The sequence below is a fragment of the Jejuibacter sp. L23 genome, from assembly GCF_050815825.1.
GTDB classification, from domain to species: Bacteria; Pseudomonadota; Gammaproteobacteria; order Enterobacterales; family Enterobacteriaceae; genus Jejubacter; species Jejubacter calystegiae.
Map to the genome: position 1 here is coordinate 778,689 of NZ_CP138199.1, position 23,287 is coordinate 801,975.

Annotated in this window: 23 protein-coding genes and 1 pseudogene; 16 read left to right on the top strand and 8 right to left on the bottom strand. The window is 55.8% G+C overall.

What is annotated here, in order from left to right:
* The first annotated feature begins 101 nt into the window (after positions 1-101).
* The 5 genes from SCU88_RS03635 (at position 102) to deoD (ending at position 6,001) form a co-directional block, all read left to right on the top strand.
* On the top strand, positions 102-1,379 hold the full coding sequence (locus SCU88_RS03635) for a NupC/NupG family nucleoside CNT transporter (RefSeq protein ID WP_175340360.1): 1,278 nt from the start codon (positions 102-104) through the stop codon (positions 1,377-1,379).
* A gap of 293 nt (positions 1,380-1,672) precedes the next feature.
* Positions 1,673-2,452: a deoxyribose-phosphate aldolase gene (gene deoC, locus SCU88_RS03640; protein WP_138095660.1), complete on the top strand. Its 780-nt coding sequence runs from the start codon at positions 1,673-1,675 to the stop codon at positions 2,450-2,452.
* Positions 2,453-2,512: 60 nt separating this feature from the next.
* The gene (gene deoA, locus SCU88_RS03645; protein ID WP_175340359.1) at positions 2,513-3,829 is read left to right on the top strand and encodes a thymidine phosphorylase; all 1,317 of its coding nucleotides are present in this window, start codon (positions 2,513-2,515) and stop codon (positions 3,827-3,829) included.
* A 192-nt stretch (positions 3,830-4,021) separates the two neighbouring features.
* Entirely contained in the window at positions 4,022-5,245 is a 1,224-nt protein-coding gene (gene deoB, locus SCU88_RS03650; protein WP_175340358.1) for a phosphopentomutase, read from the top strand.
* Positions 5,246-5,278: 33 nt separating this feature from the next.
* Positions 5,279-6,001: a purine-nucleoside phosphorylase gene (gene deoD / locus SCU88_RS03655; RefSeq protein WP_138095663.1), complete on the top strand. Its 723-nt coding sequence runs from the start codon at positions 5,279-5,281 to the stop codon at positions 5,999-6,001.
* Between the two features lie 158 nt (positions 6,002-6,159).
* Here the strand turns inward: deoD and SCU88_RS03660 are convergent, their stop codons facing one another.
* Together SCU88_RS03660 and SCU88_RS03665 are read right to left on the bottom strand one after the other, a co-directional pair.
* Positions 6,160-7,176, bottom strand: coding sequence for a lipoate--protein ligase (locus tag SCU88_RS03660; RefSeq protein ID WP_175340357.1), 1,017 nt, complete (start codon positions 7,174-7,176; stop codon positions 6,160-6,162).
* A 73-nt stretch (positions 7,177-7,249) separates the two neighbouring features.
* Positions 7,250-7,906, bottom strand: coding sequence for a YtjB family periplasmic protein (locus SCU88_RS03665; protein ID WP_138095665.1), 657 nt, complete (start codon positions 7,904-7,906; stop codon positions 7,250-7,252).
* Between the two features lie 112 nt (positions 7,907-8,018).
* Here SCU88_RS03665 and serB point away from each other — a divergent pair, with 112 nt between their 5' ends.
* Genes serB through nadR form a run of 3 tightly spaced genes read left to right on the top strand, consistent with a single transcriptional unit; the run spans position 8,019 to position 11,684 of the window.
* On the top strand, positions 8,019-8,993 hold the full coding sequence (gene serB, locus SCU88_RS03670) for a phosphoserine phosphatase (RefSeq protein ID WP_175340356.1): 975 nt from the start codon (positions 8,019-8,021) through the stop codon (positions 8,991-8,993).
* 56 nt (positions 8,994-9,049) lie between these two features.
* Positions 9,050-10,432, top strand: a complete 1,383-nt coding sequence (gene radA, locus SCU88_RS03675) for a DNA repair protein RadA (protein WP_138095667.1) — start codon at positions 9,050-9,052, stop codon at positions 10,430-10,432.
* Positions 10,433-10,448: 16 nt separating this feature from the next.
* Positions 10,449-11,684 carry a multifunctional transcriptional regulator/nicotinamide-nucleotide adenylyltransferase/ribosylnicotinamide kinase NadR gene (gene nadR, locus SCU88_RS03680; RefSeq protein ID WP_175340355.1) on the top strand — a complete coding sequence of 412 codons (1,236 nt, stop codon included), beginning with the start codon at positions 10,449-10,451 and terminating at the stop codon, positions 11,682-11,684.
* 32 nt (positions 11,685-11,716) lie between these two features.
* Here the strand turns inward: nadR and ettA are convergent, their stop codons facing one another.
* Positions 11,717-13,387 carry an energy-dependent translational throttle protein EttA gene (ettA, locus tag SCU88_RS03685; RefSeq protein WP_175340354.1) on the bottom strand — a complete coding sequence of 557 codons (1,671 nt, stop codon included), beginning with the start codon at positions 13,385-13,387 and terminating at the stop codon, positions 11,717-11,719.
* Positions 13,388-13,507: 120 nt separating this feature from the next.
* Between ettA and SCU88_RS03690 the strand changes: the two genes are divergently transcribed.
* On the top strand, positions 13,508-13,813 hold the full coding sequence (locus SCU88_RS03690; protein WP_175340353.1) for a hypothetical protein: 306 nt from the start codon (positions 13,508-13,510) through the stop codon (positions 13,811-13,813).
* A gap of 111 nt (positions 13,814-13,924) precedes the next feature.
* Entirely contained in the window at positions 13,925-14,251 is a 327-nt protein-coding gene (locus SCU88_RS03695; protein WP_175340352.1) for a hypothetical protein, read from the top strand.
* On the opposite strand, the gene SCU88_RS03700 is transcribed toward SCU88_RS03695, so the two are convergent.
* Together SCU88_RS03700 and ycaC are read right to left on the bottom strand one after the other, a co-directional pair.
* Entirely contained in the window at positions 14,239-15,033 is a 795-nt protein-coding gene (locus SCU88_RS03700) for a DUF4225 domain-containing protein (RefSeq protein ID WP_175340351.1), read from the bottom strand. The genes SCU88_RS03695 and SCU88_RS03700 overlap by 13 nt on opposite strands.
* Positions 15,034-15,137: 104 nt before the next feature.
* Complete coding sequence (gene ycaC, locus SCU88_RS03705; RefSeq protein ID WP_175340350.1) at positions 15,138-15,764, bottom strand: isochorismate family cysteine hydrolase YcaC; 627 nt, start codon at positions 15,762-15,764, stop codon at positions 15,138-15,140.
* A gap of 242 nt (positions 15,765-16,006) precedes the next feature.
* Here ycaC and sltY point away from each other — a divergent pair, with 242 nt between their 5' ends.
* On the top strand, positions 16,007-17,944 hold the full coding sequence (gene sltY, locus SCU88_RS03710) for a murein transglycosylase (protein ID WP_175340349.1): 1,938 nt from the start codon (positions 16,007-16,009) through the stop codon (positions 17,942-17,944).
* Positions 17,945-17,999: 55 nt separating this feature from the next.
* Complete coding sequence (trpR, locus tag SCU88_RS03715; protein ID WP_138095674.1) at positions 18,000-18,335, top strand: trp operon repressor; 336 nt, start codon at positions 18,000-18,002, stop codon at positions 18,333-18,335.
* On the opposite strand, the gene yjjX is transcribed toward trpR, so the two are convergent.
* Positions 18,326-18,841 carry an inosine/xanthosine triphosphatase gene (yjjX, locus tag SCU88_RS03720; protein WP_175340348.1) on the bottom strand — a complete coding sequence of 172 codons (516 nt, stop codon included), beginning with the start codon at positions 18,839-18,841 and terminating at the stop codon, positions 18,326-18,328. The two genes, trpR and yjjX, sit on opposite strands and share 10 nt — an antisense overlap.
* Before the next feature lie 53 nt (positions 18,842-18,894).
* On the opposite strand from yjjX, the gene gpmB reads away from it, so the two are divergent.
* Positions 18,895-19,542, top strand: coding sequence for a 2,3-diphosphoglycerate-dependent phosphoglycerate mutase GpmB (gpmB, locus tag SCU88_RS03725; protein ID WP_138095676.1), 648 nt, complete (start codon positions 18,895-18,897; stop codon positions 19,540-19,542).
* Here gpmB and robA read toward each other — a convergent pair whose 3' ends face one another.
* Positions 19,543-20,412, bottom strand: coding sequence for an MDR efflux pump AcrAB transcriptional activator RobA (gene robA / locus SCU88_RS03730; protein WP_138095677.1), 870 nt, complete (start codon positions 20,410-20,412; stop codon positions 19,543-19,545). It abuts the gene before it with no gap.
* Between the two features lie 208 nt (positions 20,413-20,620).
* On the opposite strand from robA, the gene creA reads away from it, so the two are divergent.
* Entirely contained in the window at positions 20,621-21,091 is a 471-nt protein-coding gene (creA, locus tag SCU88_RS03735; RefSeq protein WP_175340435.1) for a protein CreA, read from the top strand.
* 54 nt (positions 21,092-21,145) lie between these two features.
* Here creA and arcA read toward each other — a convergent pair whose 3' ends face one another.
* On the bottom strand, positions 21,146-21,862 hold the full coding sequence (gene arcA / locus SCU88_RS03740) for a two-component system response regulator ArcA (RefSeq protein ID WP_138095678.1): 717 nt from the start codon (positions 21,860-21,862) through the stop codon (positions 21,146-21,148).
* Positions 21,863-21,958: 96 nt separating this feature from the next.
* Here arcA and yjjY point away from each other — a divergent pair.
* Together yjjY and SCU88_RS03750 are read left to right on the top strand one after the other, a co-directional pair.
* A pseudogene (yjjY, locus tag SCU88_RS03745) lies at positions 21,959-22,101 on the top strand (protein YjjY).
* Positions 22,102-22,513: 412 nt separating this feature from the next.
* Positions 22,514-23,218 (top strand): tRNA/rRNA methyltransferase, encoded by a 705-nt coding sequence (locus tag SCU88_RS03750; protein ID WP_175340347.1) that lies wholly within the window; start codon positions 22,514-22,516, stop codon positions 23,216-23,218.
* Positions 23,219-23,287 lie beyond the last annotated feature (69 nt).

Sequence of the window (23,287 nt, forward strand, 5' to 3'; positions counted from 1 at the left end):
ACTATTCCGTGATGTGTGTAGATCTTTAATTATTCCCCACCGTTATAATTCGCCCCGTCTGTCATGGCTTCTCTTTTTAATTTTTGGGGCAGGGAATCTGTATGCAAATCCTTATGGGAATAATCGGCATGGTGGCGCTGCTGCTGATCGCCGTTCTGTTGTCCAGCAATCGCCGGGCGATCAATCTGCGCACTGTCCTGGGGGCCTGGCTTATTCAGGTGGGAATTGGGGCGCTGATTCTTTATGTCCCTGCCGGGCGCCGGGTGCTGCTGGCGATGTCGGAAGGGGTTTCTAAAGTTATCTCCTACGGTAACGATGGCATCAGCTTTGTGTTTGGTGGGCTGGCGTCCGACAAAATGTTTGAACTGTTCGGCGGCGGCGGTTTTGTGTTTGCGCTACGCGTTCTGCCGATCATCGTCTTTTTCTCGTCGCTGATTGCCGTGCTTTATTACCTGGGTATTATGCAACTGGTGATTCGGATCCTCGGTGGCGGCCTGCGTATGGTGCTTAAGACGTCGCGTACCGAGTCGCTTTCTGCCACGGCTAACATCTTCGTGGGGCAGACCGAAGCGCCGCTGGTGGTGCGCCCCTACATCGCCACCATGACTCGCTCTGAGCTGTTCGCCGTGATGTGTGGCGGTCTGGCTTCCGTGGCCGGGTCGGTACTGGCGGGTTATGCCCAGATGGGGGTACCGCTGGAATATCTGATCGCCGCCTCTTTTATGGCGGCGCCGGGTGGGCTGCTGTTTGCCAAGCTGATGATCCCGGAAACCGAAAAGCCGCATGATGCGCCGGATCCTGAGACGCTGAAAAACGATCCCGATCGCCCTACCAATGTGCTGGATGCGGCGGCGGCTGGGGCGGCATCGGGTATGCAGCTGGCGCTGAACGTCGGCGCTATGCTGCTGGCTTTCGTTGCCCTGATTGCGCTGCTGAACGGTATGCTGTCGGGGATTGGCGGCTGGTTTAACCATCCGGAACTGTCGCTACAGCTGATTCTGGGCTGGGTATTCGCGCCGCTGGCCTGGCTTATCGGCGTGCCCTGGAGCGAAGCCACCGTGGCGGGCTCCTTTATCGGACAGAAGCTGATTATCAACGAATTCGTGGCCTATCTGAATTTTGGTGAATATCTGAAGGATGACGCCACGGTAGCGGCGGCAGGGCTACAGGTACTTTCCGATCACACCAAGGCGATTATCTCTTTCGCGCTCTGTGGTTTTGCTAATCTTTCTTCTATCGCTATTTTGATCGGCGGTCTGGGCAGCATGGCTCCGACCCGGCGTCATGAAGTGGCTCAACTGGGGCTTAAAGCGGTGGCGGCGGGAACGCTGTCGAACCTGATGAGCGCCACCATTGCCGGGATCTTCCTGGCGCTGTAATCCACTCGGAATGTTATAATTATAACATTCTTACCGCAGGCGGCCGGGCGATAAACCCGGCCGCCTGTGCGTTTTCCGGCGCCTGATGGGGATTGTTTTGTAGAGTTAATCACATATACTTCCCAATATGCTGCAATATCATCTTTGGCTTTTGTGAAATAAAACACAAAACAGCAGGTAGCGGAATGTTAGCATTTTAACATTGTCGGCGGTGAGCTCACTTCAGAACCTGACCGCGCCTCTGGTGTTGCGTTTCCGGCCCGGGATGCCGTCAATTTTTACTGGAGAAAACCATGACCGATTTAACCGCCAGCAGCCTGCGCGCGCTGAAGCTGATGGATCTGACCACCCTTAATGACGATGATACCGATGAAAAGGTCATCGCCCTGTGCCGCCAGGCGAAAACGCCGGTGGGCAACACTGCGGCTATTTGCATTTATCCGCGTTTTATCCCCATTGCCCGGAAAACCCTGAAGGCTCAGGGAACGCCGGATGTTCGCATCGCGACCGTGACCAACTTCCCCCACGGCAATGATGACGTTGAGATTGCGCTGGCAGAGACTTGCGCCGCAATCGCCTATGGCGCCGATGAGGTAGATGTGGTTTTCCCGTATCGTGCCCTGATGGCCGGCGATGAGCAGACCGGATTCGATATGGTGAAACGCTGTAAAGCAGCCTGTGCTGAGGCTGGCGTGCTGCTGAAAGTGATTATTGAAACCGGTGAGCTGAAAGAAGAGAGCCTGATTCGCAAGGCCTCTGAAATTGCGATTCGCGCCGGTGCCGACTTTATTAAGACCTCTACCGGTAAAGTGCCGGTCAATGCCACGCCGGAAAGCGCGCGCATTATGATGGAGGTGATTCGCGATATGGGGGTGGCGAAGAGCGTGGGCTTTAAGCCGGCCGGCGGCGTACGTAGCGCTGAAGATGCCGCTTTCTATCTGGGCATTGCTGATGAACTGTTTGGTGCCGACTGGGCCGATAGCCGCCACTTCCGCTTCGGCGCCTCCAGCCTGCTCGCCAGCCTGCTTAACGCGCTGGGTCATGGCGACGGTAAGAGTGTGAGCGGCTACTAATCCGCAAATCCGGCGGTTTCCCGACCGCCGATCATTGTCTTAACGCTGCAAGGAGTGACCGTGTTCCTCGCTCAAGAAATTATTCGTAAGAAACGTGACGGCCAGCCGCTTAGCGACGAAGAGATCCGCTTCTTCGTTAATGGTATCCGTGACAACACCATTACCGAAGGGCAGATTGCAGCTCTGGCGATGACTGTCTTCTTCCAGGATATGGAGATGACCGAACGGGTCTCTCTGACGCTGGCGATGCGCGATTCCGGCGCGGTGCTTGACTGGCAGGGGCTAAACGGCCCGGTGGTGGATAAACACTCCACCGGCGGCGTGGGGGATGTGACCTCTCTGATGCTGGGGCCGATGGTGGCCGCCTGTGGCGGCTACGTTCCGATGATCTCCGGGCGGGGCCTGGGGCATACCGGCGGTACTCTGGATAAGCTGGAGGCGATTCCGGGTTTTGATATCTTCCCTGATGACGAGCGATTCCGGGAGATTATTCATTCAGTGGGAGTGGCGATTATCGGCCAGACCCGCTCGCTGGCCCCGGCGGACAAGCGTTTTTACGCCACCCGGGATATTACCGCCACCGTGGATTCCATTCCGCTGATTACCGCCTCGATTCTGGCTAAAAAGCTGGCGGAAGGGCTGGATGCGTTGGTGATGGATGTGAAAGTGGGCAGCGGCGCTTTTATGGAGACGTTTGAGCGTTCGCAACTGCTGGCTGAAGCTATTGTCGGCGTCGCCAACGGCGCAGGCGTGCGGACCACCGCTTTGCTGACCGATATGAACCAGGTGCTGGCTTCCAGCGCCGGTAATGCCCTGGAAGTGCGGGAAGCGGTACGCTTCCTGACCGGCGAGTATCGTAACCCGCGCCTGCTGGAGGTGACGATGGCGCTGTGCGCCGAGATGCTAATCTCCGGCCAGCTGGCGCAGGATGAGCAGGAGGCCCGCATGAAGCTGCAGGCTGTGCTGGATAACGGCCAGGCGGCGGAGCGCTTCTCACAGATGGTGGCGGCGCAAAAGGGGCCAACTGACTTTATTACCCACTACGACCGCTACCTGCCGTCGGCCACTCTCAGCAAGGCGGTCTATGCCGAACGCGAAGGCGTGGTTAGCGCCATGGATACCCGGGCGCTGGGGATGGCGGTGGTTGGTATGGGCGGCGGACGGCGTCGGGCCCAGGATCCTATTGATTACAGCGTGGGGCTGGACCGGATGGTGACTCTGGGCGAGCGGGTGGACAGTCAGCGTCCGCTGGCCGTGATACATGCCGCCAGCGAGGACGACTGGCAGGCGGCCGCCGACAGCGTGAAAGCCGCTATTAGCATCACGGAACAGGCATATCAGCCGACGCCGGTGATTTATCGCAGGATTGGTCGCTAAGGTGGGGTATACTGATCCGATCGCTTTTTTGTCGTAAGCCAGTACCCGTCATACTTCAGGCTACAGATGCGTTGGCTGCGTTCTCTCGCCCCGGTCACATAGTCTTCTATGCTCCCGGGAGCTCGTTCACTTGCCGCCTTCCTGTAGCAGGAATTATTTAGGGTAATGAGCGCGTTAACGCAGGAGATAACTATGAAACGTGCATTTATTATGGTGCTGGATTCATTTGGCATTGGCGCCACTGAGGATGCCGACAGCTTTGGTGATGCAGGTTCGGATACGCTGGGCCACATCGCGCAGGCCTGCGCTGAAGGTAAGGCCGACAACGGCCGTCAGGGGCCGCTGCATCTCCCGAATCTGACCCGTCTGGGGCTGGCGAAGGCTGGCGAAGGCGTTACCGGGAAAATCCCGGCCGGTATGGATGGCGATGCCGAGATTATCGGCGGTTACGCCTGGGCTCATGAGCTCTCTTCCGGTAAAGATACGCCGTCCGGTCACTGGGAGATCGCCGGTGTGCCTGTGCTCTTCGACTGGGGCTACTTTAAAGACGAAGAGAACAGCTTCCCCCAGGCGTTGCTGGACAGGCTGGTCGAACGCGCGAATCTGCCGGGGTATCTTGGCAACTGCCACTCCTCCGGCACCGTGATTCTGGATAAACTGGGCGAAGAGCACATGAAGACCGGCAAGCCGATCTTCTACACCTCTGCCGATTCGGTCTTCCAGATTGCCTGCCATGAAGAGACCTTTGGTCTCGACAGACTCTATGAACTGTGCGAAATCGCCCGCGAAGAGTTGACTGAAGGGGGCTATAACATTGGCCGCGTCATTGCACGCCCCTTCACTGGCGATAAGGCCGGTCACTTCGAGCGTACCGGTAATCGCCACGACCTGGCGGTAGAGCCGCCGTCGCCCACGGTGCTGAAAAAGCTGGTGGATGAAAAGCAGGGCCAGGTGGTGTCTGTCGGGAAAATCGCCGATATCTATGCCAACGTGGGGATCACCAAAAAGGTGAAGGCTACCGGTCTGGATGCGCTGTTCGACGCTACGCTGACAGAGATGAAACAGGCCGGGGACAACACCATTGTCTTTACCAACTTCGTTGATTTCGACTCTTCCTGGGGCCACCGCCGCGATGTGGCAGGCTATGCCGCAGGTCTTGAGCTGTTCGACCGCCGCCTGCCGGAGCTGATGGCGCTGGTGGAAGAGGGCGATATCCTGATTCTGACTGCCGATCACGGCTGCGATCCCACCTGGAAGGGCACCGACCATACCCGCGAACATATTCCGGTACTGGTCTACGGCCCCCAGGTTAAACCCGGCTCTTATGGCCATCGCGACACCTTTGCTGACATCGGGCAAACCCTTGCCGGGTACTTTGGCGTGTCGAAGATGGAATACGGTAAGGCTCTGTTTTAATTCATTTTGAATTGTTGATAAGGATAATTTTCTATGGCCACGCCACACATTAATGCGGAAATGGGCGACTTCGCTGACGTTGTTTTAATGCCGGGCGATCCGCTGCGCGCGAAGCATATTGCCGAAACCTTTCTGGACGATATCCGCGAAGTGAATAACGTTCGCGGGATGCTGGGTTACACCGGTACTTATAAAGGCCGTCCGATTTCGGTGATGGGGCACGGAATGGGCATTCCTTCCTGCTCTATCTACACCAAAGAGCTTATCACCGACTTCGGGGTGAAGAAGATCATCCGCGTCGGCTCCTGCGGCGCGGTACGCCCGGATGTGAAGCTGCGCGACGTGGTGATTGGCATGGGCGCCTGTACCGACTCTAAGGTGAACCGCCTGCGCTTTAAGGATCACGACTTCGCCGCTATCGCCGATTTCGACATGGTGCGTGACGCCGTTGATGCGGCAAAAGCGCTGGGCATTGATACCCGGGTTGGCAACATCTTCTCTGCCGATCTGTTCTATACCCCGGACCCGCAAATGTTCGACGTGATGGAAAAATACGGCATCCTGGGCATTGAGATGGAAGCCGCCGGGATCTACGGGGTGGCCGCGGAATTTGGCGCGAAAGCGCTGACTATTTGCACCGTCTCCGACCATCTTCGTACTCACGAGCAGGTTTCTTCCGCCGATCGTCAGACGACCTTTAACGATATGATTAAGATAGCGCTGGAATCGGTACTGCTGGGCGATAAAGACGCCTGATCCCTGCGCTTTACCTGATATACGCAGCGCCCTGAGTGGTTCAGGGCGCTGTTTGCGATTTCTGAAGACCTCTCGCAGCTTTTATTTCTCTCGCTGTGCCTCCACGCTCCCCGTAGCCTGTTGCAAATTCTTTGACAACAGACGGGCGTCGGCGTCTTTCAGCTTACCGCCTGGGCTATCCACGCACCCAGTTCGCGTAGCTGGGAGGCCTGGTCCGGAAACTCTTCTGCCAGCGCGTCGCACTGGACTTTCAGCACTTCACTGCGGTAGGCACTGCCTTCCAGCCGTTTCGCAAGCCACTCCAGCGGTGTGGGCTCCAGGCTATCGGTAAACATCTGGCAGCGGGTGATGTGCCCCTTTTCGACATCGAAGTGCAGCTCCACGCCGCCCCAGACAAAGCGTTCGTCCAGCAGATGGCTGAAGGCCGGGGCCTGGCCGAAGTTCCACTGCCAACTGCTCTGGCGGGCAAAGGTTTCTGAGAATCCCGGCAGATCGGGGGCAGCATCCGGGGAGATATACTCCGGCGCGACGCGCTCGCCATAGTGGTCGAAAAAGGCTGCTTCGACGGCGTCGCACACTTGCTGATGACTAATCTGCTCCACGAAATCGCTCAGGTTGGCTACCCGCCCGCGCACCGAGGTAATCCCTTTAGCCTGAAGCTTTTTCCGATCCGGATTCAGGTAGTTCGCCAGCCGGCTGAGATCGGCATTCAACAGTAGCGTGCCATGGTGGAAACCGCGATCCCGGGTTTCACGGTAGGCGGAGCCAGAGATTTTGCGTGGCCCCTCAGCGGTTTCCATCACCAGATCGTTACGTCCGGATGCACTGGCGCTAACGCCCAGGCGGCGTAAGGCGTCGATAACAATGGCCGTAGAGACGCTTTTATCATATTCCGGTTTGGCAGCCATAAAGGTAAAACAGGTATTGCCCAGATCGTGAAATACCGCGCCGCCGCCGCTGCTGCGTCGGGCCAGCGTCACGTTGTCCTGTTCCATTCGCCGGGTGTTGCACTCTTTCCAGGGGTTCTGGGCACGGCCAATAACCACGGTATCGGCGTTGCGCCACAGGAACAGCACGCGCTGGGTGGCGGGCATCTGGCGGAAGATGCACTCTTCCACTGCCAGGTTAAACCAGGGATCGTGAGAGTGGGAAATCAGTAATCGCAGAGCAGACATAGCGGGATCCTTTCCTGAAGCAGAGCCTGATTTTATCATGATGCGCCAGGCGGGGCGTGGCGCTCAGAGCGCTTCAGGGCTTTTTCTGGTCCTGAGGCGTTTCGTTATCGTCATCGGGCAGATCCTGACTGGCGGTCAACAGAAAAGGGGACTGCTGCCAGCGCGTACGCTTACCTTCCAGCAGCGTACGGGTTAACACGATGCCGATAGCCAGCGCCAGCAGCAACATCAGGCGCAGGATATTGGAGGTGTTATCTACCTGCTGCGACTCGGTCGCCAGGGTGTGGGTATCCAGCGTCAGCCGCAGATTACCTAATAGATTCCCTTTCTTCTCAATGGGTTGTACGATTTGACGATTGAAATAGCTGCCCGCTTTTTTACCATCGATGGCCAGCCTGTCGCGTAGCGCCACGCTTTCGCCAGCCCGCGCCACCCGGGCGCCGCTTTCATCGTAGACAGCGGCGTCGAGTATTCGGCTATCGTGGGTTAGCTGATTCAGAATTTGCAGGATGCCTTTTTCGTCCGGCGATTCGCCCCCCATCAGGGGGACCAGACTGTAACTGACCTGGCGCGCCAGGGTACGGGCCATCTCTTCCATTTGCAGATTACGCGCGTGCTGATGGCTTTGGCTGAACCATGAGGCTCCCTGCATCAGCGCCACCAGAAGCGCCAGACAGATCAGTACAATAACCGCACGATGCAGGCGGAATTTAAGTTTTGCGCTGGTCATATCTCTCCCGTTGAAAATTTGCTGGCAGCATGTTGCCAGAAGCGCCCGCTACAGGGTAGCCTCATGCGTTGTTTTGTTCCGGCCATTAACTGAATACAGGAGCTGTACGCTAATGCCAAATAGTCTGACCTGGTGTGATTTGCCAAATGATGTCTCTCTTTGGCCCGGGTTGCCCCTCTCCCTGAGCGGTGACGAGGTTATGCCGCTCGACTATCGTGCGGGGCGTAGCGGCTGGCTTCTGTATGGCCGGAATCTGGATAAAGAGCGGCTGACCCAATACCAGCGTAAGCTGGGGGCGGCCATGGTTATCGTCAGCGCCTGGTGTGTAGAAGAGTATCAGGTTATCCGGCTGGCGGGATCGTTGACGACTCGCGCCACCCGCCTGGCGCACGATGCGGGGCTGGATGTGGCGCCGCTGGGCAAGATCCCTCATCTGCGTACGCCGGGGCTTCTGGTCATGGATATGGATTCGACGGCGATTCAGATCGAGTGCATTGACGAGATCGCGAAGCTGGCCGGAACCGGTGATGAAGTGGCCGAGGTCACTGAACGGGCGATGCGCGGCGAGCTGGATTTTACCGCCAGCCTGCGTCAGCGGGTGGCGACCCTGAAGGGGGCCGATGTTCGTATCCTCAGCCAGGTGCTGGAGCAGCTGCCGCTGATGCCGGGACTGGTGTCTCTGGTGTTGAAACTGGAGACGCTTGGCTGGAAGGTGGCAATCGCCTCCGGCGGTTTTACCTTCTTTGCCGATCACCTGCGCGAACGTCTGCATCTGTGCGAAGCGGTGGCTAATCAACTGGAGATCGTCGACGGCAAACTGACCGGTGAGGTGATCGGTACGGTGGTGGATGCGAAGTTTAAAGCCAGTACCCTGACTCGCCTTGCGAAGCAGTACAATATCGCCCCGGAGCAGACGGTGGCGATTGGCGATGGTGCCAACGATCTGCCCATGCTGAAGCGGGCGGCGCTCGGAGTGGCTTATCATGCCAAACCCAAAGTGAATGAGAAGGCGGAGGTGACCATTCGTCACGCCAGCCTGATGGGCGTCTTTTGCATCCTGTCAGGCAGCCTGAAGCAGGAAGAGTAAGCATTTCTCCTCGCCGCAGAGCGGGGTTAAAACGGTAACAGAGCGAGGTAACAGCGGTGGCGAAAGCGGCAAAACGCGCGTTTGTCTGTAATGAGTGTGGTGCGGACTTTCCGCGCTGGCAGGGGCAGTGCAGCGCCTGCCATGCCTGGAATACCATTACCGAGGTGCGCATCGCCGCCTCGCCCCAGGCGGCGCGTAACGAGCGACTGAGCGGCTATGCGGGCAGTGCGGGCGTTAGCAAGGTGCAGAAACTTTCGGAGATTAGCCTGGAGTCGTTGCCGCGTTTTTCCACCGGCTTTAAAGAGTTTGATCGGGTGCTGGGCGGCGGCGTGGTGCCGGGCAGTGCGATTCTGATCGGCGGAAGTCCTGGGGCCGGTAAGTCGACGCTGTTGTTGCAGACCATGTGCCAGCTTGCCGATCAGATGAAGACCCTGTATGTCACCGGCGAGGAGTCGCTACAGCAGGTGGCGATGCGCGCCCACCGTCTGGGGTTGCCGACCGATAACCTGAATATGCTGTCGGAAACCAGCATCGAGCAGATCTGCGAAATTGCCTCGCAGGAGGAGCCGAAGCTGATGGTGATCGACTCCATTCAGGTGATGCATATGGCGGATATTCAGTCTTCTCCCGGCAGCGTGGCTCAGGTGCGGGAAACTGCGGCTTATCTGACGCGCTTCGCCAAGACCCGCGGCGTTGCCATTATTATGGTCGGCCACGTGACTAAAGACGGCTCACTGGCCGGGCCGAAGGTTCTGGAGCACTGTATCGACTGCTCGGTGTTACTGGATGGTGACGCCGATTCCCGCTTCCGTACCCTGCGCAGTCACAAGAACCGCTTTGGCGCGGTAAACGAGCTGGGCGTCTTTGCGATGACTGAACAGGGAATGCGGGAAGTGAGCAACCCCTCTGCTATCTTCCTGAGCCGCGGCGACGAGGTCACGTCGGGCAGTTCGGTGATGGTGGTCTGGGAAGGAACCCGGCCGCTGCTGGTGGAGATCCAGGCGCTGGTGGATCAGTCGATGATGTCGAATCCCCGGCGTGTGGCGGTGGGGCTGGAGCAGAACCGCCTGGCGATTCTGCTGGCGGTGTTGCATCGTCATGGCGGCCTGCAGATGGCGGATCAGGACGTGTTCGTCAACGTGGTGGGCGGGGTCAAAGTGATGGAAACCAGCGCCGACCTGGCGCTGCTGTTGTCCATGGTTTCCAGCCTGCGGGATCGCCCATTGCCGAAGGATCTGGTGGTATTCGGTGAGGTGGGACTGGCCGGTGAGATTCGCCCGGTGCCGAGCGGCCAGGAGCGTATCTTCGAAGCGGCCCGCCACGGTTTTCGTCGCGCCATTGTGCCTCAGGCCAACGTGCCGAAGAAGCCGCCGGAAGGGATGCAGGTGTTCGGCGTGAAGAAACTGTCGGACGCGCTGACCGTCTTTGACGACCTGTAATTCTGGAGCCCATATTATGTCGTCATTCGACTACCTGAAGACCGCGATCCGCCAGAAGGGCTGCACCCTGCAGCAGGTGGCGGAAGCCAGCGGCATGACCAAGGGCTACCTCAGCCAGTTGCTGAATGCCAAAATCAAGAGCCCCAGCGCCCGTAAGCTGGAGGCGCTGCATCGCTTTCTGGGGCTGGAATATCCCCTTAAGCCTAAGCGTGTCGGGGTGGTGTTCGGTAAATTTTACCCGTTGCACACCGGCCATATTTATCTGATTCAGCGGGCCTGTAGCCAGGTGGATGAGCTGCATATCATTATGGGCTATGACGAACCCCGCGACCGGGCGCTGTTCGAAGCCAGCGCCATGTCTCAGCAGCCTACCATTAGCGACCGGCTGCGCTGGTTGCTCCAGACCTTTAAATATCAAAAGAACATCCACATTCATCCTTTTAATGAAGAGGGGATGGAGCCCTATCCCCACGGCTGGGATGTCTGGAGCCACGGCATTAAACAGTTTATGGCCGAAAAAGGGATTCAGCCGGACCGGATCTATACCTCGGAAGAGACTGACGCGCCGCAGTATCTGGAGCATCTGGGAATTGAGACCGTGCTGGTGGACCCTGAGCGTACCTTTATGAATATCAGCGGCGCCCGGATCCGTGAAAATCCGTTCCGCTACTGGGAGTATATTCCTACTGAGGTGAAGCCCTTCTTTGTGCGCACCGTGGCGATACTGGGCGGAGAGTCGAGCGGTAAGTCGACGCTGGTGAATAAGCTTTCCAATATCTTCAATACCACCAGCGCCTGGGAGTACGGGCGGGAGTATGTGTTCTCTCATCTGGGGGGCGATGAGATGGCGCTACAGTATTCCGACTACGATAAGATCGCCCTTGGCCACGCCCAGTACATCGACTTTGCGGTGAAGTACGCCAATAAGGTGGCCTTTATCGATACCGATTTTGTCTCAACCCAGGCCTTCTGCGTGCGCTATGAAGGGCGTAAACATCCTTTCGTGCAGGCGCTGATTGATGAATATCGCTTCGATCTGGTGATTCTGCTGGAAAATAACACCCCCTGGGTCGCCGATGGCTTACGCAGTCTGGGCAGTCCGGCAGATCGGGCGGCGTTTCAGGCGCTGCTGGTGTCGATGCTGAAAGAGAACGATATTGAGTATGTGCTGGTGGCGGAGTCGGACTACGACGCGCGCTTCCTGCGCTGCGTGGAGCTGGTGAAGCAGCTGATGGGGGAAGCGGTAGAATAAGAAGAGGCGCCATCGGCGCCTCTTCTGCTTTATTAGCGGGCGGTGATCCGCTTGTACTTGATGCGCTTCGGCTCCAGCGCTTCGGCGCCGAGGGTACGCTTCTTGTACTCTTCGTATTCGGTGAAGTTACCTTCGAAGAACTCCACTTTCCCTTCGTCCTGATAGTCCAGAATGTGGGTAGCGATACGGTCAAGGAACCAGCGGTCATGCGAGATGACCATGGCGCAGCCGGGGAATTCCAGCAGGGCGTTTTCCAGGGCGCGCAGGGTTTCTACATCCAGATCGTTGGTCGGTTCGTCGAGCAGCAGCATGTTGCCGCCAACCTGCAGCAGCTTGGCCAGATGCAGACGTCCGCGCTCACCGCCGGAAAGTTCGCCGACACGCTTGCCCTGATCGGTCCCTTTAAAGTTAAAGCGGCCGACATAGGCGCGGCTCGGCAGCTCGAAGTTGCCGATCTTCATGATGTCCAGACCGCCAGAGACCTCTTCCCAGACCGTTTTCTTGTCATCCATCGCGTCGCGGAACTGCTCTACGGCCGCGATCTTCACGGTATCGCCCAGGGCGATATCGCCGGAATCGGGCTGTTCGGCTCCGGTGATCATCCGGAACAGGGTGGACTTACCGGCGCCGTTCGGGCCGATGATCCCCACGATCGCTCCTTTGGGGATCGAGAACGACAGGTCGTCGATCAGAACGCGATCGCCGTAGGACTTGGTGAGATTGGCCACTTCCAGCACTTTGTCGCCCAGACGCGCTCCGGGTGGAATAAAGAGTTCGCTGGTTTCGTTACGCTTCTGGTATTCGGCGCTGTTAAGCTCTTCGAAGCGAGCCAGACGGGCCTTGCCCTTGGACTGGCGGCCTTTGGTGCCCTGACGTACCCACTCCAGCTCTTTCTCAATGGATTTACGACGGGCGGCTTCCTGAGAGGCTTCCTGGGCCAGACGCTGATCTTTCTGCTCCAGCCAGGAGGAGTAGTTGCCTTCCCACGGAATCCCTTCGCCACGGTCCAGCTCCAGGATCCAGCCAGCGACGTTGTCGAGGAAGTAACGGTCGTGGGTAATAGCGACCACGGTACCTTCGAAGTCGTGCAGGAAACGTTCCAGCCAGGCGACGGATTCGGCATCCAGGTGGTTGGTCGGTTCATCCAGCAGCAGCATGTCCGGTTTTTCAAGCAGCAGGCGGCACAGCGCCACGCGGCGGCGTTCACCACCGGAAAGGTTAGCGATTTTGGCATCCCATTCCGGCAAGCGCAGCGCATCGGCGGCGCGTTCCAGTTGGATATTCAGGTTATGACCGTCGTGGGCCTGGATAATCGCTTCCAGCTCACCCTGTTCCTTCGCCAGCTTGTCGAAGTCGGCGTCCGGATCGGCATAGGCGGCGTAAACCTCATCCAGGCGGGTCAGGGCGTTTTTCACGTCGGCGACCGCTTCTTCAACGGCCTCGCGCACCGTCTGCTCTGGATTAAGCTGCGGCTCCTGAGGCAGGTAGCCAATCTTAAGACCGGGCTGCGGGCGGGCTTCGCCTTCAATATCGGTATCGATACCCGCCATAATGCGCAGCAGGGTGGATTTACCGGCGCCGTTCAGGCCCAGCACGCCGATCTTGGCCCCAGGGAAAAAGCTCAGGGAGATGTTCTTCAGAATATGGCGTTTCGGCGGCACCACTTTGCCGACACGATGCATGGTATAAACGAATTGAGCCACGTTGCGACTTCGCCTCTTTTATCGTAGTAAATGGTTAGTCTTAGTGGCGAAGTGTAGCCTTTTTCACGCCTTAATCCCAGATGTGGGGTGAATGGGGAAGGCATTCTGAATGCGTTTATCATGCGATGGGAAATTAAGATGAATAGTGCAGGGATGGAGCGTCAGTTAAACCGCGGTGGATTCACCGTGAAGGAGATTAGGGCGTTACGCCAGTATCTGGGCGAAAGTGGCGTAACCTACCCGGTACTTCTGGGGCAGCTTCGCGTACGTTTCATTGTGTCAGTGGGTATGTTGGCGCTGGTGGCTGTCGGTTTCGTCTGGACGTTGATGTATGAAGATTTTAAGGCTGCCATCGCTGCAACGATCCCTCTGGCCATTATATTTCCTGTTTTTTTATGCCTTTACACCGTTAAAGCTCGGTTTTAAAGCCCGGCGTTTTATGCGTTGCTGGTAAGGCGGCGGAAGCATATTGTGGTTATAAATTTGTTATAAATGAGTTATTATGCGATAAGGGCCAGATAAAATGTTGGGGACAAAATGAATAGCGCTGAAATGGAGAAAGTTCTTTATAATCATGGATTTTCACCTAAAGATATCGATGCGCTACGTCAACATGTCAACAAAAGGCACATATCTTATCTGGTTTTATTGGAAGAGCTACAAAAACGTTTTATAGGCTGCTGTGTTCTTATCCTCATCCTGGTTGGATTCTGGATTAAGGTATGGATTACTGGCAGCCAGGAAGATATTGAGGCTTACTCTTTTGCGGCTTTTTTAGGGATTGTTATTCTCTATTTCCTGGCACCAATGAAGCTTGCTGTTAAGGCGTTTTTATTCCTGAAGAGAAACCGTCATTTATTGTAGCTGTCGTATATTGATTTGATTGCCATACCATCACTGTAAACTTCAAAAGCAAGTTCCGTTTTGCTCATCAGAGTGATTCCCCGAACATAATCTGCGTTCATGTGATGGAATAGACGCCAGGATTCAGGCTTCAGTATGAATCGTGTCATGCCGTAGGCGGATAGAACAAGATCGATGGAACTATAGGCTAACTCTCCTGTCTTTCGCTCAAACCCAAGAAATTCTGCTGTGGAAATGTAGGTACCTTTAAGAAAACCTGTTGAGTCATTTCTCCCAAATCTGAGGTTTTTATAGCTTTCTTCCATTCCATTTATCCCGTGCAGGAACAACATAGCACCAAATCCAGCGCCAACAATATTACCTGTCGCGATGGAGCCAAACATCACCCCAACGCCTGCAATAGTTTGTAATGAACTTAGAACTATACCGACGCCGTTGATGATATATCCCCAGTTTTCATCTTTCCTGACAAACTGAACTGCCGCCTGAAGTTTGGCTTCACCTGTACGTAGAAGCCGATCCTGAAAGGAAAGGTGCTCTCTTTCTTGTTTTAGGTTCTGTATACATGTCTGGCATTCAGTGTCTGTGGTGGCCGCGCGGATCGTGCTGAGTTGAGCATCAATAAAAGAGCGAATCTCTTTTTGAAACTGGATTCTGACCAGGCTGTCTTTCAGGTGAAAGGCAGAAACTGACTGGGCAAGATTGTGTAACTGCCGGGCCTCGAGGTTTGCCATGGTGAAGAAGTAATCAGAAAAACGGTTCTTATTCAGCCAGATATCCATGTAAGCCTTTTTTTAAAACAAGTTGATAACGTATTGTAAACAAAAACTGGTTAATCAGACCAGAAGCTAAGCCTGCGGGTAAGTTAATACCCGCAGGCAAACTATCAACCCTTCTGAGTCAGCCGGTCATAGCTGGTCATCAGGTTGCGGTAGTCGGGAATATGGTTAGAGAACAGGGTGGCCAGACCTTCGATATCGTTGCGCCAGTCGCGGTGCAGTTCGCAGGCCACGCCGAACCAGGTCATCAGCTGTACGCCGGCCTGCTCCATGCGCCGCCAGGCGGCGTCACGGGTGATGGGATCAAAGGTGCCGGAAGCATCGGCCACCACAAAGACCTCGAATCCTTCTTCAATGGCTGAAAGGGCAGGGAAGGCGACGCAAACCTCGGTCACGACGCCCGCGATAATCAGCTGTTTCTTGCCGGTGGCTTTTACCGCATTAACAAAGTCTTCATTATCCCAGGCGTTAATATTCCCCGGGCGGGCAATATAGGGGGCATCAGGAAACTGCTCCTTGAGTTCAGGTATCAGCGGACCATTTGGACCGGTTTCGAAGCTGGTGGTCAGAATGGTGGGCAGATGGAAGTATTTGGCCAGGTCGCTAAGCGCCAGCACGTTATTCTTGAATTTATCCGGTTCAATATCACGAACCAGAGAGAGCAACCCGGTCTGATGATCGACCAGTAGCACGGCTGCGTCTTGTTTATCCAGGCGAACATAAGGCTTACTCATTGTTTTCTCCTGCAATCCTTATCATTAAGGGGGGCCGTTAAACGGCACGGTTGTACTCTATAAATTGAAGCAGAAGCGGCTAAAAATGCCGCTTTTTTATTAGGGGAATTATGCTGAATCTAAGTAAAAAAACGTCCGTAACGTGGCGCAACCTTGTTCGCCTGGTTAGCATGAACACAGGTGAAAAATTTTAAGGCGGCATGAAGCTGCGGTTAATAACGTTGATTACGTGAGGAATTCTTGTGGGAAAAGCTAAACAGGCAGTCTGGTCACTGCTGGCTGCGGGGATGTGTCTGGTGACCCTGAGCCAGGCGGCGCGGGCGGATTCGTTGGATGAGCAGCGCAGCCGTTATTCGCAGATTAAGCAGGCGTGGGACAACCGGCAGATGGATGTGGTCGCGCAACTGATGCCCGGCCTGCGCGATTACCCGCTCTACCCCTACCTGGAATACCGCCAGATTACCGACTCCCTGAAAACCGAACCGGCGGTCACCGTTAAGCAGTTTGTTCAGAAATATCCAACGCTGCCAGTGGCGAGGAGCCTGACATCGCGCTACGTCAATGAACTGGCGCGTCGCGAAGACTGGCGCGGCCTACTGGCGTTCAGCCCTGAGGAGCCGCGCGGTATTGAAGCCCAGTGCAATTACTACTACGCGAAGTGGAATACCGGACAGGCTCAGCAGGCCTGGCAGGGGGCGAAAACGCTGTGGCTGACCGGAAAGAGTCGACCCAATGCCTGCGACAAACTGTTTTCCGCATGGCGTTCATCCGGTCAGCAGAGCCCGGAAGCTTACCTGGAGCGGATTCGCCTGGCGATGAAGGCAGGGGATACCGGGTTGGTGACTTATCTTGCTCGCGAGATGCCCTCCGACTATCAAACTATCTCCAGCGCGATTATCGACCTGGCGAATAACCCGAATAATGTACTGGCCTTTGCCCGTAGTGTTTCGCCAACCAACTTTACCCGTCAGATGGCGGCGGCGGCTTTTGATCGCGTGGCGCGTCAGGATGCGGAAAATGCCCGTTTAATGATTCCTTCGCTGGCGCAGGCCCAGAAGCTGGATGCTGCTCAGCAGCAGGAACTGAAAGAGAGTGTCGCCTGGCGCATGATGGGCAATGACGTGACCGACGAGCAGAGCCGCTGGCGCGATAGCGTGATCATGAGTTCCGATTCCACCTCATTGCTGGAGCGCCGGGTGCGTATGGCGTTAGGCACCGGCGATCGCCGCGGTCTGAATACCTGGCTGGCGCGCCTGCCTATGGATGCCAAAGCGAAAGATGAATGGCGCTACTGGCAGGCCGATCTGCTGCTGGATCGCGGGCGTGATGAGGAAGCCAAAGAGATTCTGCATTCTCTGATGCAAGAACGCGGATTCTATCCGATGGTGGCGGCTCAGCGTCTGGGCGAAGACTACAAGCTGCGTATCGATAAAGCACCGTCAGTGAACAGCGTCCTGGTTCAGGGGGCCGAGATGGCCCGGGTTCGCGAACTGATGTACTGGGGGCTGGATAACACCGCACGCGGCGAGTGGGCCAATCTGGTGAGCAGTCGTACGGCATCGGAGCAGGCGGGTCTTGCGCACTATGCGCTGGAGCGCGGCTGGTGGGATCTGAGCGTGCAGGCCACCATTGCCGGTAAGCTGTGGAACCATCTGGAAGAACGCTTCCCATTGGCCTGGCAGTCTACTTTTGAGCGCTATACCCGCGGTAAAGGTATCACTAACAGTTATGCGATGGCGATTGCCCGCCAGGAGAGCGCCTGGAATCCGAAGGTGCGTTCGCCGGTGGGGGCCACGGGTCTGATGCAGCTGATGCCAGCCACTGCCAGCCATACGGTGAAGATGAATGGGATACCTGGCTATAGCGGCAGTAACCAACTGCTCGATCCAGAAACCAATATCCAGATTGGGACCAGCTATCTCGAGTACGTCTATCAGCAGTTCGGCAATAACCGCATCTTCTCTTCGGCGGCCTATAACGCCGGTCCGGGGCGGGTGAAAACCTGGCGCGGCAACAGCGGCGGCCGCATTAATGCAGTGGCCTTCGTTGAGAGTATTCCGTTCTCGGAAACCCGCGGCTATGTGAAGAACGTGCTGGCCTACGACGCTTATTATCGTCACTTTATGGGGGATAGCGCAGCGCAGTTGATGACCGATGCCGAGTGGCAGGGCCGTTACTGATTTGCGATATTATGTGGTATGCTGCTGTACTAGTGAATGAGTATGGCGGCATATCATGACCCAGCAATCTCCCTTTTCCCCGGATCCGAACCTTCAGCGTGACCAGGAGTGGCTACGTTTTGTCGAACTGCTGAAGCACTCCTTTGATGACGGCCTGCATCTGCCGTTACTGACGTTGCTGCTGACCCCGGATGAGCGCGATGCGTTGGGTACCCGGGTGCGGATTATCGAAGAGCTGCTGCGTGGTGAAATGAGCCAGCGCGAGCTGAAAAATGAGCTCGGCGCCGGCATTGCGACCATTACCCGCGGCTCGAACAGTCTGAAGTCCGCCCCACCTGACCTGCTCGCCTGGCTGGAGCGGGCGCTTCCCGAGACCTTGCCTCAGCGGTAGATCGCGTTATGAAAGGGGCTCAGAGCCAGCACCACGGCCTGGTGGTAAACGCTGGCGCGCGTTAGCTGGCCGGCGGTAAAGATGCCGATGGCCCCCTCTTTGCGTCCCACCTCGCTAATTCCGCTCCAGTCTGACATGACTGGCCCCAGCGCCTCCCCGGCGCGTATCCGTGTCATGATGGCTTCGGGCAACGGTAGCGTTGCTGAACGCGCTTCGCCACGCCGATCCGGACTTTCGATCACCACCCAGCTAAAGGTGCTGTCGTCGTCAATTCCTGCCTCAATGGCGACCCAGTAGTCTGCTTTGGGTTGAAGACGACGGGCGTTATCCACCCGCTGACGTGCGCCACGTCTTGTTTCCTCACTTCCGAGGGGCTGTTCTGGTACGCCGCTCTCGACGTCAACGGCGTCGATGTGGCAGGATCCGTTACCGAAAATCTGTTCAAAAGCGCCCAGAATCGCCTGAATTTTGGCGGGGTTCCGGGTCGCGCAGATGACATGAAGCATATTCTGTGGAACCCTGTTTAAAAATTGTGAAAGCAGTATAACGGATCATAAGCATGTTACAGGTATACCTTGTTCGCCATGGCGAAACGCAGTGGAATGCCGAGCGCCGCATTCAGGGGCAGTCGGACAGCCCGCTTACCGAAAAAGGTGAGCAGCAGGCGCATCAGGTCGCGCAACGGGTGAGAAATATGGGAATCACGCATGTGATTGCCAGCGATTTGGGGCGCACAAAGCGCACGGCGGAGATCATTGCCGACGCCTGTGGCTGCGAGGTGACGCTGGATCCGCGACTGCGTGAGTTGCATATGGGGGTGCTGGAGCGCCGTCAGCTTGATTCTCTGACCGAGGAAGAAGAAGGCTGGCGTCAGCGCCTGGTGAATGGCACCCCGGACGGACGTATTCCGGAAGGGGAGTCGATGACTGACGTCAGCGAGCGTATGCACGCGGCGTTGAACGCCTGCCTTGACCTGCCGGAAGGGAGTCGCCCGCTGCTGGTTAGCCATGGTATGGCGCTGGGCAGTCTGGTCAGCACCATTCTGGGACTGCCGTCCTGGGCCGAGCGTCGTCTGCGTCTGCGAAACTGTTCGATTTCCCGGGTGGATCATCAACACAGCCCGTGGCTGGCGTCCGGCTGGGTGGTGGAAACGGCGGGAGACGTCTCGCATCTGGACGCCCCCGCGTTGGATGAACTACAGCGTTAACTAACGGCGTACCGGAATCAGATATTCGCAGCGTAGCTTCTGCGGGTTCGCTTCTACTTTATCCTTATGGGATGGGTAGAAGCGTTCGATATCCTGCCCATGCCGCCGGGTCAGGTTCAGCGTGGGCATGCAGGTGCCGTAAATCATCAGAATAAAGCCCTGAATGCCGCTGGTCGGCCCTTCGTAATTAAACTGAACGTACTCGCCTCCCTCCAGCGTGACCGGATGCGCCTCATGTGGGCAACCACTGGCCTGCTCTGGCAGAACCGCCGTTGTATAGAAGACCTCCTGCTCGTCATCTTTTTCCTGATTGGGGCGCGGTTCATGCAGCCCGTAGAGCACCGGTGGAATGCTCGGCGCATTGCTCAGGAACTGACGCCAGAACTGCATCCGCATCTCGTTCCGATACTCGCTCACCTGCTCCAGCGTGCAGCTGTAGCTTTGGGTTATGCCCATCAGATGAGTTTCCGGCAGCGTCACAAAATGGGGCTGAGGTAGCGTAAACTCACCAAGCCGGATTGGCGGACGCATCCCAAAGGCGCTCCATTCGGGGGAGCGGCGATAGAGGGCTGGCGTTTGCGCAAACTGCTTTTTAAAGGCGCGGGTGAAGGTCTGCTGTGAATCGAAGCGGTACTGCAGGGCGATATCCAGAATCGGACGTGCGGTCAGGCGTAGCGCGACGGCGGCCTTGGACAGACGGCGAGCCCGGATATAGGCACCGATAGCGTGCCCGGTCACATCCTTGAACATTCGTTGCAGGTGCCACTTGGAGTAGCCAGCCCTGGCGGCGACGTGATCCAGAGACAGGGGTTGATCGAGATGGCTTTCCAGCCAGGTTAGTAGATCGCGAATGATCCCAGCCTGATCCATATAATATCCTCAATCCTGACGAGCGAGTGCCTGATTTCTGCCGCGAATGATATCATTTTTCAATGATGACGCATTCAGTGTTTTTTTTAGCAACACGTGCTTAAAAAACACGCACATCTCTCTGAAAATTTTAATAACGTGATATTAAACGTTTTTTTTATCAGATGTCTAATAGTCACTGAACGTAATGTTAAAAATTGGTAACAATATGAAATATAAGGTGTTGGCAGCTGCGCTGCTGTTAGCGTTTACGGCCCGCGGCGTACAGGCGGAGCAGGTAGGCTCGGTAGATACGGTATTTAAAATCTTTGGCCCGGATCACAAAATCGTCGTAGAAGCTTTTGACGATCCCGATGTGAAGAACGTGACCTGCTACCTGAGCCGGGCGAAAACCGGTGGCATCAAGGGCGGACTGGGGCTGGCGGAGGATACCGCAGACGCGGCTATTTCCTGTCAGCAGGTTGGGCCGATTACGTTGAGCGACAAGATCAAGGCGGGGAAAGCGGAAGGAGAGATGGTGTTTCGCAAACGGACATCGCTGGTGTTTAAGAAGCTTCAGGTGGTTCGCTTCTATGATAAACGTCGCAATGCACTGATTTACCTTAGCTATTCCGACAAAGTCGTGGAAGGTTCGCCGAAGAATGCGTTGAGTGCGGTGCCCATTATGCCGTGGAAATAACGGCTCAACACAAAAAGGCCGCATAAGCGGCCTTTTTGTGGCTCCGGGAGTGGCTTACTCCTGGAGATCGCCGCAGAAGCGGTAACCTTCACCGTGAATCGTGGCGATGATCTCCGGCGTATCCGGTACCGATTCAAAGTGTTTGCGGATGCGGCGGATAGTGACATCCACAGTACGGTCGTGCGGCTTCAGCTCGCGGCCCGTCATTTTCTTCAGCAGTTCGGCACGGGACTGGATTTTTCCCGGGTTTTCGCAGAAGTGCAGCATGGCGCGGAATTCGCTACGCGGCAGTTTATACTGCTCGCCGGTAGGGCTGACCAGCGAACGGCTGTTGATGTCCAGCTCCCAGCCGTTGAATTTGTAGCTTTCAACGGAGCGGCGCTCTTCGCTAACGGCGCCCAGATTCATGGTACGCTGCAGCAGATTACGGGCTCGGATGGTCAGTTCTCGTGGGTTGAACGGTTTGGTGATGTAATCATCCGCACCGATTTCAAGACCCAGGATCTTGTCCACTTCGTTGTCCCTGCCAGTCAGGAACATCAGTGCCACATTTGCCTGTTCGCGTAGCTCACGGGCCAGCAGCAGGCCATTTTTACCCGGCAGGTTGATATCCATGATCACGAGGTTAACGTCATTATCAGAAAGGATCTGATGCATTTCGGCGCCATCGGTCGCTTCAAAGACATCGTAACCTTCTGCCTCGAAAATGCTTTTCAACGTGTTGCGTGTTACCAACTCGTCTTCAACGATAAGAATGTGAGGGGTCTGCATGTTTGCTACCTAAAATTGCCAACTAAAATCGAAACAGGAGTACAGAAGTCCCTGACCTGCCTGGTACATGTCGCAAATTAACATGACCGGCCATACATGACTAAAGTACGTAATTGCGTTCTTGATGCTCAATCCATCAACGTCAACAACATCATTAGCTTGGTCGTGGGCTCTATATCCCTCAAGACCCGACGGTGTTAAAAACGGCTGTAATCCTAACCATTTTAACAGCAACATAACAGGGCATGAGGTTTCCGACACCCAATAAAACTACGCTTCGTTGACATATATCAATTTCAATTGTAGCACGTTAACAGAGTGATGAAATCTTCGTAGCGTACTGGTTCTGTTCGTCACATTTTTTTAATAATCACACCGGCTTCCCTGATGAATCGATAAATGGAATCAATGGAAAAAGCCCGGGACAGCACCAGGATATTTCTGGCTGACGAACAACAAGATAACGGATGTGGTATCGCAAGTTCCGTTTGTCTGTCAGTACGCAAATTTATAAGTTTTTATTATAAATTACCCTACGCAAAAAGGGGAGAAAATTGTTGCAATAAAGTAAATTGTTGGCGCGAATTTTTCCTGATTGCGCGCTGTTTTGTTTCCTGATGGTGTTTACTGGTTTTTGTATAAAGAGGGATTATGCGTTTAGTTATGATTCTGGTCGGGCCGGCCAGAGCTGAAAATATTGGTGCTGCCGCGCGGGCCATGAAGACCATGGGCTTTAGCGAAATGCGGATCGTGGATAGCGAAGCTCATCGTCAACCTGCCGCCCGCTATGTGGCCCATGGTTCGACTGATATCATTGATAATATTGAAGAATATCCCACCCTTGAATCCGCGTTGCACGATGTCGATTTCACTGTCGCCACCACCGCGCGTACCCGGGCTCAGTATCATTACTACGCTACGCCTCAACAGCTACTGCCGCTGCTGGAGGAAAAAGGGCGCTGGCTGCCCACGCTGGCGCTGGTGTTTGGCCGGGAAGATTCAGGGCTGACCAATGAAGAGCTGGCGCTGGCTGATATTCTGACCGGTGTGCCCATGGCTGCAGATTACCCGTCGCTTAATCTTGGGCAGGCGGTGATGGTTTACTGCTATCAGCTTTCCGGGTTGCTGCAGATTGAACCGCGCCAGGAAGCCGTTGCCGACGCTGGGCAACTGCGTGCGCTGCGCCAGAGAATCGCCAGACTACTGACCCGGCTGGCGGTGGCAGACGATCTCAAATTGTCTGCCTGGCTGGAACAGCGAATCGGTCTGTTAGCCCAAAGAGACACCGCAATGTTGCACCAACTGCTGCATGATATCGAAAAAAGGCTGTCGGATGATAATGCCGTAAATGGATAGTTTATCGATATAAAAAACCAGTTTTGTGCGTTATGGCTGGCGGATATGAGAAGTCTGTTGGCTGTCCGC

Excerpts from the sequence above, each read along its gene's own strand:
- deoB (WP_175340358.1), top strand. The coding sequence starts at position 4,022 with ATGAAACGTGCATTTATTATGGTGCTGGATTCATTTGGCATTGGCGCC.
- arcA (WP_138095678.1), bottom strand. The coding sequence starts at position 21,862 with ATGCAGACCCCTCACATTCTTATCGTTGAAGACGAGTTGGTAACACGC.
- deoD (WP_138095663.1), top strand. The coding sequence starts at position 5,279 with ATGGCCACGCCACACATTAATGCGGAAATGGGCGACTTCGCTGACGTT.
- nadR (WP_175340355.1), top strand. The coding sequence starts at position 10,449 with ATGTCGTCATTCGACTACCTGAAGACCGCGATCCGCCAGAAGGGCTGC.
- SCU88_RS03660 (WP_175340357.1), bottom strand. The coding sequence starts at position 7,176 with ATGTCTGCTCTGCGATTACTGATTTCCCACTCTCACGATCCCTGGTTT.
- serB (WP_175340356.1), top strand. The coding sequence starts at position 8,019 with ATGCCAAATAGTCTGACCTGGTGTGATTTGCCAAATGATGTCTCTCTT.
- yjjX (WP_175340348.1), bottom strand. The coding sequence starts at position 18,841 with ATGCTTCATGTCATCTGCGCGACCCGGAACCCCGCCAAAATTCAGGCG.
- creA (WP_175340435.1), top strand. The coding sequence starts at position 20,621 with ATGAAATATAAGGTGTTGGCAGCTGCGCTGCTGTTAGCGTTTACGGCC.
- gpmB (WP_138095676.1), top strand. The coding sequence starts at position 18,895 with ATGTTACAGGTATACCTTGTTCGCCATGGCGAAACGCAGTGGAATGCC.
- trpR (WP_138095674.1), top strand. The coding sequence starts at position 18,000 with ATGACCCAGCAATCTCCCTTTTCCCCGGATCCGAACCTTCAGCGTGAC.
- SCU88_RS03690 (WP_175340353.1), top strand. The coding sequence starts at position 13,508 with ATGCGATGGGAAATTAAGATGAATAGTGCAGGGATGGAGCGTCAGTTA.
- SCU88_RS03665 (WP_138095665.1), bottom strand. The coding sequence starts at position 7,906 with ATGACCAGCGCAAAACTTAAATTCCGCCTGCATCGTGCGGTTATTGTA.
- deoC (WP_138095660.1), top strand. The coding sequence starts at position 1,673 with ATGACCGATTTAACCGCCAGCAGCCTGCGCGCGCTGAAGCTGATGGAT.
- ycaC (WP_175340350.1), bottom strand. The coding sequence starts at position 15,764 with ATGAGTAAGCCTTATGTTCGCCTGGATAAACAAGACGCAGCCGTGCTA.
- SCU88_RS03695 (WP_175340352.1), top strand. The coding sequence starts at position 13,925 with ATGAATAGCGCTGAAATGGAGAAAGTTCTTTATAATCATGGATTTTCA.
- SCU88_RS03750 (WP_175340347.1), top strand. The coding sequence starts at position 22,514 with ATGCGTTTAGTTATGATTCTGGTCGGGCCGGCCAGAGCTGAAAATATT.
- SCU88_RS03635 (WP_175340360.1), top strand. The coding sequence starts at position 102 with ATGCAAATCCTTATGGGAATAATCGGCATGGTGGCGCTGCTGCTGATC.
- robA (WP_138095677.1), bottom strand. The coding sequence starts at position 20,412 with ATGGATCAGGCTGGGATCATTCGCGATCTACTAACCTGGCTGGAAAGC.
- SCU88_RS03700 (WP_175340351.1), bottom strand. The coding sequence starts at position 15,033 with ATGGATATCTGGCTGAATAAGAACCGTTTTTCTGATTACTTCTTCACC.